Source organism: Chromobacterium sp. Beijing (assembly GCF_021496765.1).
In the GTDB taxonomy this organism is placed as follows: Bacteria; Pseudomonadota; Gammaproteobacteria; order Burkholderiales; family Chromobacteriaceae; genus Chromobacterium.
On record NZ_CP053750.1, the window covers coordinates 4,671,422 to 4,681,435 of the forward strand.

Genomic DNA, 10,014 nt, shown 5'->3' on the forward strand with positions numbered 1-10,014 from the left:
TAGTGGGTGAAGTCATACTAGCGAGCAAAGCAACGCCCGTCCTGCGAAAATAGGGCAGGCATCTTTGCAAAAGAGGCGTTATGACGGATTTTGATCATTTGCATGACTACGACGGCGGCGCGGCGCCGGTGGTGGGCAAGGCGCGCGATTACGCGGCCGGCGGCGTATCGCCGCGGCACGCCCATCCCACCGCCCAGCTGTTGTACGCGGTGGAGGGCGTGATGATGGTCACCACCGATCAGGGGCGCTGGATCGTGCCGCCGACGCGCGGCATCTGGCTGCCCATCGCCACCTGGCATCAGGTGAACATGCTGAGCCGGGTGCGGATGCGCACGGTGTACGTGCGCGGCGACGCCTTGAACGGCTTGCCTGAGACGTGCTGCGTGCTGGCGGTGTCGCCCTTGTTGCGCGAGCTGATCCAGGCGGCGACCGGCATTGCCGTGCCTTATCCGCCGGATAGCCGCGCGGAGCGGGTGATGGGCTTGATTCTGGATGAAATCCGCAGTCTGCCCAGCCTGGCTTTGTCCCTGCCGCAGCCGGCGTCGCCGGCGCTGGACCAGCTGTGCCGGCAACTGCTCGGTCAGCCCGGCGACGCGCGCGGCGTCGCCGAGTGGGCGGCGCAGGCGGCGATGGACCCGCGCACTTTGCAGCGCCGTTTTCAGCGCGAGACCGGGCTCAGCTTCGGACAGTGGCGGCGGCAGGCGCGGCTGATCGCGGCCTTGGAACGTCTGGCGCGCGGCGCCAGCGTGCTGGAGGTGGCGCTGGACCTGGGCTACGCCAGCCCCAGCGCCTTCGCGACAATGTTCAAGCGCGAGCTGGGCGCGTCGCCCAGCGCTTTCTTCGATGCGCCGGAGATTTAAATCGGAGCGGCCAGCTTCAGCGCCATCTCCGCCAGCCGGCGGCCCTGGGCCAGCGCCAGTTGTTTTTCATCGTCGCTGATCGGCTGCTCATTGCGCACGCCGGCGACATGGCTGACGCCGTAGGGGGTGCCGCCGCTGCGGGTCTGGGTCAGCGCGGTTTCGGTATAGGGCAGACCCACCATCACCATGCCGTGGTGCAGCAAGGGCACCATCATGGTCAGCAGCGTGGATTCCTGGCCGCCGTGCAGCGAGGCGCTGCTGGTGAACACGCAGGCGGGCTTGCCGGCCAGCGCGCCCTGCATCCATTCCGGGCTGGTGCCGTCCAGGAAATATTTCACCGCCGCCGCCATATTGCCGAAGCGGGTGGGGCTGCCCAGCGCCAGACCGATGCACTCGGCGAGGTCCGCGGCTTCGACATAGGGCGCGCCGGACTCGGGGACGGCGGCCTCGGTGGCCTCGCAGACCGCGGACACCTTGGGCACGGTGCGCAGCCGGGCCTGGCAGCCGGGCACGCTCTCTATGCCGCGGGCGATCAGGCGGGCCAGCTCGCGGGTGGCGCCGTGCTGGCTGTAATAGAGCACCAGGAGGTCTTGCATGGGTTTGGGATCTTCCGTCTGAGGTCAAAAAAACGATAAGGCGCGCGCCGTTGCGCGAGCCGGTGCATGATAAAGCAAGTCTTCGCGGCTTGCCTGATCCGCGCTTTGCCATTATTTTGCCGGGATGCAAATGAGTCGAATCGAACCGTATCTGGGCTTCGCCCGCTTTCTGGCCCGGCGCATGGGCAGCCATCGCGTCGCGCAAGTGTCCGGCAGCCTGACCTTCACCACGCTGCTGGCGCTGGTGCCCTTGTTCACCATCGCTTTGACGGTGATTTCCGCGTTTCCGGTGTTCTCCGATCTGAGCACCCGTTTCAAGATCATGCTGCTGTCCACGCTGGTGCCGGAGTTCGCCGGCAAGGTGATCACCGTCTACATGCGCCAGTTCGCCGACAATGCGGAAAAGCTGACCGCCGCCGGCATCGTGATGCTGGGCGTGACCGCGTTAATGCTGATGTCCACCATAGACCGGACTTTCAACGCCATCTGGGGCGTGCGCCGCGGGCGGCCGCTGTTGCAGCAGAGCATGGTGTACTGGACGGTGCTGACCCTGGGGCCGCTGGTGTTGGGCGGCAGCTTGCTGGCCTGGCGCAGCCTGTTCAAGATCAGCAAGTTCGACCACGCGCTGCCGGTGCTGGCCAATGTGGTCGAGGCCGGCGGCTCCATCCTGCTGACCGCTTTGGTGCTGTCGCTGTTGTACCGCATCGTGCCCAATCGCTTCGTGCCGATCAAGCACGCCAGCGTCGGCGCCTTGCTGACCGCGATCCTGCTGGAGGCCACCCGCGCCTTGTTCGGCTTTTACATTGGTCAGGTGGCCAATTATCAGCTGGTCTACGGCGCTTTCGCCAGCATCCCCATCTTTCTGCTGTGGGTGTATTGCTTGTGGATGGTGGTGCTCAGCGGCGCGGTGTTCACCGCCTCGCTGTCCTATTGGGAAGGCGACGCCTGGCGGCGGCGCTTCGAGCCCAGGCGGCGTTTTCTCGACGCGGTGGAAGTGCTGCTGTTGCTGGACGAGGCGCAGAACCGCGGCGAATTGTTGAGCCCGGTGAAGTTGCGCAGCCAGGTGAAGGTGGGTTACGACGAGCTGGGCTGGGTGCTGGACATGTTGAGCTCCCGCGGCTTTGTGCAGAAAAGCCAGCGCGACGGCTGGGTGCTGGGCAAGAAGTTGTCGGCCATCTGCATGGTGGAGCTGTTCGAACTATTCGTCTATCGCAGCGACAACTACCGCGACGACGATGTCGGCGCCGGGGTGGAAAGGCTGCTGGGGCCGATGACGGCCGAGCTTCAGTCGGTGACGCTGGAGGACTTCGCCCGCCGCGTCGGCCGGAAATAATCGCGATTATCGTAAAAGGCCGGGTCTTCGTTGTCCGGCCACCAGCCGGGAATGCCCAGCAGCGGCAGCGGCCACAGCGCGCGCGGCGCCGGCATGAAGGCGTCGTCGTCCAGCCGGCGCGCCAGCGCCTCGTCCAAGTGCGCCAGACGGCGCGCCTCTTCCCAAGCAAAGAATTCCGCCGGCACCTGCAGTGGCAAGGCCTTGCCGCACCAGCCGATATGCGGCCGCAGGCCGACTTCGAACAGCGCGTGGCCGATGGCGTGGACGCCGATGCGCCGGCCCCAGTCCTGGCGGTGTTTCAGAAACAGGCGCGGCCACTCCATATCGTCCAGCATCCGGCTGAAGTCGGGATCGGAGATGGCGACGACGATGCCGCATTCGTCCAATAGCGTGGCGGCGTCGCGCAGCGGTCCGCGCTTGGTTTCGCCGCGGGCGATGGCGCGCAGGTGGCGGCGGTTCAGCGCCAGCTTGCTCAGCGGCCAGGCCAGCCAGGCCAGCGCGTTGAACCAGTCGTGCCAATTGCCGGTGCGCGTGGGAATCTCGCCGGTATGGCCGATATGCATCTCGTAATAGGCTTCCGGCTCCAGATCGCAGGCGAAGCGCAGCTCGGGCGGCAGCGCGTCCGGGCGCTGCCGGCGATAGCGCCGCAGCAACTGGTCGTAATCCGCCTGCTCCGGCCAGGAAGCGGGGGCGATCAGCGCGGCGGCGTCGCGGACGGGCAGATACAGCGGATGGGAGAGGTAATCGGTTTGCCAGGCGCTCACGGTGGACATCTTGGGAGAGAGATTCAAGCCGGCATTTTAGCGCAATAGCAGTAATTCCTCGCCGCTGATGCAGTTGCGGCCGTTGTGTTTGGCCTGGTACAGCTGTTTGTCCGCGCGGCCCAATACTTCGTCGATGTCGGTCTCGTCGGCGCGCAGCACGGCGACGCCGATGCTGACCGTGTATTGCAGAGGGCCGGCCTCGCCGCCCGGCAGGCGGGCCTCCGCCACGACGCGGCGCAGGCGTTCCGCCGCCAGCAGCGCGTCTTCCATCCGCGTGTCAGGCAGCACCGCGGCGAACTCCTCGCCGCCCAGGCGGCCGCAGATGTCGGTGCTGCGCAACACATTGCGGCAGCTTTGGGCAAAGTGGACGATCACCTCGTCGCCCTTGGCGTGGCCGTAACGGTCGTTGATGTTCTTGAAGTGGTCCAGGTCCATCATCAACACGGTCAAGGACAATTGGTAACGCCGGTTGCGCTCGATCTCGCGGCTGGACAGCGCGATGAACTGGCGGCGGTTGCACAGGCCGGTCAGCTCGTCCAGGGTGGCGAGCTGATAGAGCTTTTTCTCGTGGGCGTCGCGTTGCAGCGCGATGGCGATCAGGTGGGTGCTGCGCTGCGCCAGCTGCAGTTCTTCCGGCTCGGGCTGGCGCGGCTCAGGATGGTAGATGGCGAAGGCGCCGAGCAGGCGGCGGTCGCTGGAGAAGATGGGGGTGGACCAGCAGGCGCTGAGGCCGAAGGGCGCCACCCGCTCGCGGTAGCCGGCCCACAGCGGGCTGCTGGCGATGTCTTCGACGATGACCAGGCTTTTACGGTGGACGGCGGTGCCGCAGGAGCCGGCCTCCGGGCCCACCGGCACCTGTTCCAGCAGCTTGCGATAACCGGTCGGCAGGCTTTGGCCGGCGGCCAGCCTCAGCGTTTCCCCCGCGGGGTCCAGCAGCATGATGGAGCAGACGCCGCGATTCAGCTGCGACTCCATCATCCGACAGATCTGATTCAAGGTGTCTTGCAGCGGCGCATTGCCGGCGATCATCTCCATCACCGCGTTTTCCTCCGCCAGCAAACGTTCGCTCTGGCGGCTGTGAGTGATTTCCCGCTCCACCGCCAAAATGCTGCGGAGTTCGCCGCCCAGTCCGAATTCGGGAAACAGCCTCACTTCGAAAATGCAGCGCCGAGGGCCAAGGCTCAGCTCCAGCTCGAAGCGGCGCGCCTCGCCGCCGGCGATCAGTTGTTCGCACTCCTCGGCGAAGCGCGCGCGCGCGGCTTCTGGCCAGGCTTTGTCGTGGACGCTGCGGCCGAGGTGTTCCTCGCGCGTCAGCGTCGAATAGCGGCTGACGCTGCGGTTGATGAATTGGCAGCGCAGCTCCAGGTCGTAGCGGGCGATGACGTCTTCCGAGTTCTCCACTAAGGTGCGGAATTCCTGTTCGCGCCGCAGCATCGCGGACTCGGCCAGCTTGCGCGCGGTGACGATCTGGCACAGCGCGTGGATATGGCTGATGCGGCCCGTCTCGTCCTTGTGGAACTGGGTGCGCTGCTCCAGCCATTCCCAGTGGCCGTGGGCATGACGTACGCGGAACTCCATGCCGCTGGCGCTTTCCTGCCTTTGCTCCGGATGGCTGAGCAGGGCGGTGAACAGCGAACGGTCCTCCGGGTGCAACAGTTCCAGCCAGCGCGAGAACGCCAGGCGTTCGGCGTCGGCCGGCAGGCCCAGCAGGGCGTGCAGGGTTTGCGGCGCGCCGCGCACCGCTTGGCCGGCCAGGTCGAATTCCAGCAAGCCCAGCCGCGCGTCCTGCAGCGCCAGCCGCCAGCCGCCCCAATCGCCACCGGGGCCGTGAATGGCGGGCGGCGGCTGCAGGCGCAGCAAGAGATGGCCGGGGAGCGGGCAGGGCAGCGGAAAAGCGAGCAAATCGGCGTGGGCCGCCAGCAGGCCGTCGCGATGGCCGGGATGAGCCGGGTCCAGCAGCAAAGCGAGATCGTGCGGGCTGAAGCCGTAGCCGCTCAGGCCGCCGTCTTGGCGCGCGGGCGCGGGCGCATGGCCGGAGACGGCGAGCAGGCGGCCGGCGGCGTCGCACAGCGCCAGCGCTTGCCGGCTGTCCCTGACCTGGCGGCGGAGCGCGCTCAGCTGTCGCCGGCGCCGCCAGAGAGGCAGGCCGAGCAACGCCAGCATGGGAATGAGCAAAGGCCAGCCGGCGAGCCAGTCCGAGGCCGCGGCGTGCGCGTAGTCGGCCCCGAACAGGCATAGCGAGCCCGCGGTGGCGAACAGGCGGCGACGCGGGCTGGCCCGGCGGCGTAAGGCTGGGTTCAAACAGATCTCCGGAGGCGCGATGGCGCGCAAAGCTGCCATGATGGCACCAGGCGCAAAACAGGGCGCTTTTCGTAATATTGATAGCATTCGCCAGCGTCGTTTTTATGCAACAAATGCAGTATGCTGCAAACATTGTTGCGGAGCTGGCCATATGGATTACTTCCCGATCTTCCTTAAACTGCAAGGCGCTTCCTGTTTGCTGGTGGGCGGCGGCGAGGTGGCGCTGCGCAAGGCGAGGCTTTTGCTGTCCGCCGGCGCGGAGCTGACGGTGGCGGCGCCGGAGTTGACGCCGGAGCTGGCCGAGATGGCGCGGCAGGGGCAGTTGACGCATTTGAGCGCCTGTTTCGAGCCGGCCCAAGTACGGGGCCGGCGCCTGGTGGTGGCCGCCACTAACGACCGCGAGATCAACCGCCAAGTGTCGATGTCCTGCCAGGCCTTGAATATACCGGTCAATGTGGTGGACGACCCGGAATTGTCCAGCTACATCACCCCGGCCATCGTGGATCGTTCCCCCTGCTGATCGCCGTCTCCTCCGGCGGCGGCGTGCCAGTGTTGGCGCGCTTGATTCGCGGCCGGCTGGAAAGCCTGATTCCCAGCGGCTTCGGCCGTCTGGCGCGCTTTGCCGCCGGGTTTCGCGACCGGGTCAAGGCCGGCATTCCCGACGTCGAGCGGCGGCGGGTGTTTTGGGAGTCGGTGCTGGAAGGGCCGCTGGCCGAGGCGGTGATCAACGGCGACGAAGCCGCCGCCGAGCAGGCGATGGAGCGACGCTTGGAGAACGCCGACGCGCAGACGGCGCAGGGTGCGGTCTATCTGGTGGGCGCGGGGCCGGGCAATCCGGATTTGCTGACCTTCCGCGCGTTGCGCTTGATGCAGCAGGCCGACGTGGTCTTGCACGACAATCTGGTGGCGCCGGAACTGCTGGAACTGGTGCGGCGCGACGCCGAGCGCATTTACGTGGGCAAGGCCAGGGCCAACCATGCGTTGCCGCAAGGCGACATCAATCTTTTGATGGTAGAACTGGCGCAACAAGGCAAGCGGGTGCTGCGGCTCAAGGGCGGCGATCCGTTCACCTTCGGCCGCGGCGGCGAGGAGATCGAGACGCTGGCGGCGCACGGCGTCGCCTTCGAAGTGGTGCCCGGCATCACCTCCGCCAGCGGGGCGGCGGCGTACGCCGGCATCCCGCTGACTCATCGCGACTACGCGCAGTCGGTGACCTTCGTCACCGGCCACAAGCAGGATGGCAGCATTCACCTTGACTGGCCGGCGTTGACTCGGCCGGCCCAGACCGTAGTAGTCTACATGGGGTTTCCACCGCCCAGGAGTTGTGCCGGGCCTTCATCGAACACGGCAAGCCGGCGACGACGCCGGCCGCCGCGGTGGAGTGGGCCACCACCGAGCGTCAGCGCACGGTGGCGGGCACGCTGGAAGACCTGCCGGAACTGATGTCCAAACATCATATCGCGTCGCCCGCCCTGATCATCGTCGGCGAGGTGGTGGGCTTGGCGGATAAGCTGGGCTGGTACCGGAGCCGGGTGTGCTGACGTTTTTTTTGCCGTTGCGCTGGCCGAGAAAAGCGCGCTATACAAGGCGGAGGGCCGCGGTTTAAAGCTGACGCCGGCCGCCTCTGGCGGAATACTGCTGATACAATGGCGGACTGACGTGTTGATCAACCTTTTTGCTTCAGCGTCCCGGCTCTGCGCCGACGACGCTGCCAACATGAAGAATCAGGCATGGTAGGTGTATTGATAATCGCGCATGGCGACCTGGGGCGCAGTCTGGCGGATTGCGCCAGGCATATCCTGGGCCGAGAGCCGGAAAATCTGGCGGTGATGGCGGTCGACAAGACCGATGACCCGGAAAGCAAGCAAGCCGAAGCCCAGTTGTTGGTGGACAGGCTGGACGCGGGCGACGGGGTGGTGATCCTGACCGATATGTATGGCGGCACGCCGTCCAATATCGCCAGCCGGCTGATCCGGCCGGGGCGGGTGGAGGCGGTGGCCGGGGCGAGCCTGCCCATGGTGGTCCGAGCCTTGTGCTATAGCAGCCAGCCGTTGGAGATCGTCGTCAGCAAGGCGATTACCGGCGGCCTGGAGGGCGTGCTTTATATTATTCCGGGGGAAGGCAATGCTGCGAATTGAAGTCGAAATCATCAACAAGCTCGGCCTGCATGCACGCGCTTCCAGCAAGTTCACCCAATTGGCCAGCCGCTATAAAAGCGATATCTTCATCGCGCGCAACAATCGCCGGGTCAACGGCAAGAGCATCATGGGCGTGATGATGCTGGCGGCGGCCAAGGGCGCGACCGTGGAACTGGAAGTGAGCGGGGAGGATGAGCAAGTGGCGTTGGACGCCCTGGTGGCCCTGATCAACAACCGGTTCGACGAGGCCGAATAAGCCGGAGTCTGAGGATGGGACGATGAGCATCATCCTGCACGGGGTGGCCATAGGCGGCGGCATTGCCATTGGCCGCGCCCATTTGATTTCGCGCAGCATGGACGATGTCGCGCATTATCTGCTGGACGACGAGGAAGTCCCGGCGGAATTGGCGCGTTTCGACGAAGCGATTCGCGACACCCGCAAAGAGCTGGAAATGCTGTGGGGCAGCATTCCTGAGAACGCGCCGGCGGAGTTGGGCGCCTTCCTGTCTTTGCACATCATGCTGTTGGGCGACGTCACCATCTCGCGCGAGCCGCGCGAAATCATAGAGAAACAGCGCTGCAACGCCGAGTGGGCGTTGAAGCTGCAATGCGAGTCCTTGGTCGAGCAATTCGACGCGATTGAGGAAGACTATCTGCGCGAACGCAAGAACGATGTGCTGCAAGTGGTGGAGCGCATCTTCAAGAACCTGGACGGCGACGTGCCGCAGCTGCCGGCGCCGGAGGATCTGGTCGACGACCACATTCTGGTGGCGCACGATCTGTCGCCGGCCGACATGGTTTATTTCAAGGATTCCAACTTCGCCGCCTTCATCACCGACGTGGGCGGCGCCACTTCGCATACCGCGATTCTGGGGCGCAGCCTGGACCTGCCGTCGGTGATCGCCCTGCATCATTCGCGCGAACTGATCCGCGAAGACGAACTGATCGTCGTCGACGGTTTGCAAGGCGTGGTGATCATCAATCCGGACGATTTGGTGCTGGCGGAGTATCGACGCCGGCTGCGCGCCTGGCGCGACGCAAGGCGCAAGCTGTCGTCCATCCGCAAATCCAACGCCAAGACCCAGGACGGCACCGCGATCGAACTGCTGGCCAATATCGAGCTGCCGCAGGACGTGGAAGACGTGCGCAAGTCCGGCGCGGTGGGCGTGGGCCTGTTCCGCAGCGAATTCCTGTTTCTGGGGCGCGACACCTTGCCGGACGAGGACGAGCAGTACGAGGCCTACCGGCACGTGGCGGAAACCCTGAAGGGTTTGCCGGTGACCATACGCACCATGGATCTGGGCGCGGACAAGAATCCGAAATGGCTGAACCACGCGGTGGCGGACAATCCGGCGCTGGGCCTGACCGGCATCCGTCTATGCTTGGCCGAGCCGCTGATGTTCCGCGCGCAGCTGCGGGCGCTGCTGCGCGCCTCGGTGCACGGCAAGATCAAGGTTCTGTTCCCCATGGTCAATTCCTTGCCGGAGCTGAAGCAGGCGCTGGCGCAGTTCGAATACGCGAAGCAGGAGCTGCGCGAGGAAAACATCGCCTACGCCGAGGACATCGAAGTGGGCGCGATGATTGAAATCCCGTCGGCGGCGCTGGTGGTGGGCAGCTTTCTCAAGCACATCGATTTTCTCTCGGTGGGCACCAACGATTTGATCCAGTACACGCTGGCGATCGACCGCAACGACGACTCGGTCAGCCATTTGTACGACCCCATCCATCCGGCGGTGCTGAAACTGATCCTGCACACCATCAAGGCCGGCATCAAGGGCGGGGTGCCGGTGTCGGTGTGCGGCGAGATGGCCGGCGATGCCCGGCTGACGCGTTTGCTGCTGGGCATGGGCCTGCGCAAGTTCTCCATGCATCCGGCCAACCTGCTGGCGGTCAAGCAACAGGTGCTCAATACCCACCTGGATCAGATCGCGCCGATTACGGCGCGCATGCTTAGAAGCGAAGACCCTGATAAAATCGCCGATCTTTTGCAACAATTGAATGCCGAGCCGGGTGTCTGATCCG

General features: G+C 65.4%; 8 protein-coding genes and 1 pseudogene. 6 read left to right on the top strand and 3 right to left on the bottom strand.

The features are described 5' to 3' along the window. Nucleotides 1-80 precede the first annotated feature (80 nt). Nucleotides 81-860, top strand: coding sequence for a helix-turn-helix domain-containing protein (locus HQN78_RS21820; protein WP_107800739.1), 780 nt, complete (start codon nt 81-83; stop codon nt 858-860). Here the strand turns inward: HQN78_RS21820 and wrbA are convergent. Next, the gene (gene wrbA / locus HQN78_RS21825; RefSeq protein WP_235086219.1) at nt 857-1,456 is read right to left on the bottom strand and encodes an NAD(P)H:quinone oxidoreductase; all 600 of its coding nucleotides are present in this window, start codon (nt 1,454-1,456) and stop codon (nt 857-859) included. The genes HQN78_RS21820 and wrbA overlap by 4 nt on opposite strands. Nucleotides 1,457-1,586: 130 nt before the next feature. Here wrbA and HQN78_RS21830 point away from each other — a divergent pair, with 130 nt between their 5' ends. Then, nucleotides 1,587-2,789: a YihY family inner membrane protein gene (locus HQN78_RS21830; protein WP_235086221.1), complete on the top strand. Its 1,203-nt coding sequence runs from the start codon at nt 1,587-1,589 to the stop codon at nt 2,787-2,789. Here the strand turns inward: HQN78_RS21830 and HQN78_RS21835 are convergent. After that, nucleotides 2,741-3,562, bottom strand: coding sequence for a DUF3025 domain-containing protein (locus HQN78_RS21835; protein WP_370646570.1), 822 nt, complete (start codon nt 3,560-3,562; stop codon nt 2,741-2,743). The two genes, HQN78_RS21830 and HQN78_RS21835, sit on opposite strands and share 49 nt — an antisense overlap. A gap of 27 nt (nt 3,563-3,589) precedes the next feature. Continuing rightward, on the bottom strand, nt 3,590-5,854 hold the full coding sequence (locus tag HQN78_RS21840) for a diguanylate cyclase (RefSeq protein ID WP_235086226.1): 2,265 nt from the start codon (nt 5,852-5,854) through the stop codon (nt 3,590-3,592). 151 nt (nt 5,855-6,005) lie between these two features. Here HQN78_RS21840 and cysG point away from each other — a divergent pair. From cysG to ptsP, 4 genes and pseudogenes are all read left to right on the top strand, one after another. Continuing rightward, nucleotides 6,006-7,297 (top strand): annotated as a pseudogene (gene cysG / locus HQN78_RS21845) (siroheme synthase CysG). A gap of 287 nt (nt 7,298-7,584) precedes the next feature. Then, entirely contained in the window at nt 7,585-7,992 is a 408-nt protein-coding gene (locus HQN78_RS21850) for a PTS sugar transporter subunit IIA (RefSeq protein ID WP_048414043.1), read from the top strand. Further along, nucleotides 7,979-8,248 carry an HPr family phosphocarrier protein gene (locus tag HQN78_RS21855; RefSeq protein ID WP_019100446.1) on the top strand — a complete coding sequence of 90 codons (270 nt, stop codon included), beginning with the start codon at nt 7,979-7,981 and terminating at the stop codon, nt 8,246-8,248. Before HQN78_RS21850 ends, HQN78_RS21855 begins: the two co-directional genes overlap by 14 nt. Nucleotides 8,249-8,270: 22 nt before the next feature. Further along, nucleotides 8,271-10,010: a phosphoenolpyruvate--protein phosphotransferase gene (ptsP, locus tag HQN78_RS21860; protein ID WP_107800734.1), complete on the top strand. Its 1,740-nt coding sequence runs from the start codon at nt 8,271-8,273 to the stop codon at nt 10,008-10,010. The last annotated feature ends 4 nt before the right edge of the window (nt 10,011-10,014 follow it).

Bases quoted from the DNA above. Each gene is read 5' to 3' on its own strand.
- HQN78_RS21820 (WP_107800739.1), top strand. From the start codon at position 81: ATGACGGATTTTGATCATTTGCATGACTACGACGGCGGCGCGGCGCCG.
- wrbA (WP_235086219.1), bottom strand. From the start codon at position 1,456: ATGCAAGACCTCCTGGTGCTCTATTACAGCCAGCACGGCGCCACCCGC.
- HQN78_RS21830 (WP_235086221.1), top strand. From the start codon at position 1,587: ATGAGTCGAATCGAACCGTATCTGGGCTTCGCCCGCTTTCTGGCCCGG.
- HQN78_RS21835 (WP_370646570.1), bottom strand. From the start codon at position 3,562: ATGTCCACCGTGAGCGCCTGGCAAACCGATTACCTCTCCCATCCGCTG.
- HQN78_RS21850 (WP_048414043.1), top strand. From the start codon at position 7,585: ATGGTAGGTGTATTGATAATCGCGCATGGCGACCTGGGGCGCAGTCTG.
- HQN78_RS21855 (WP_019100446.1), top strand. From the start codon at position 7,979: ATGCTGCGAATTGAAGTCGAAATCATCAACAAGCTCGGCCTGCATGCA.
- ptsP (WP_107800734.1), top strand. From the start codon at position 8,271: ATGAGCATCATCCTGCACGGGGTGGCCATAGGCGGCGGCATTGCCATT.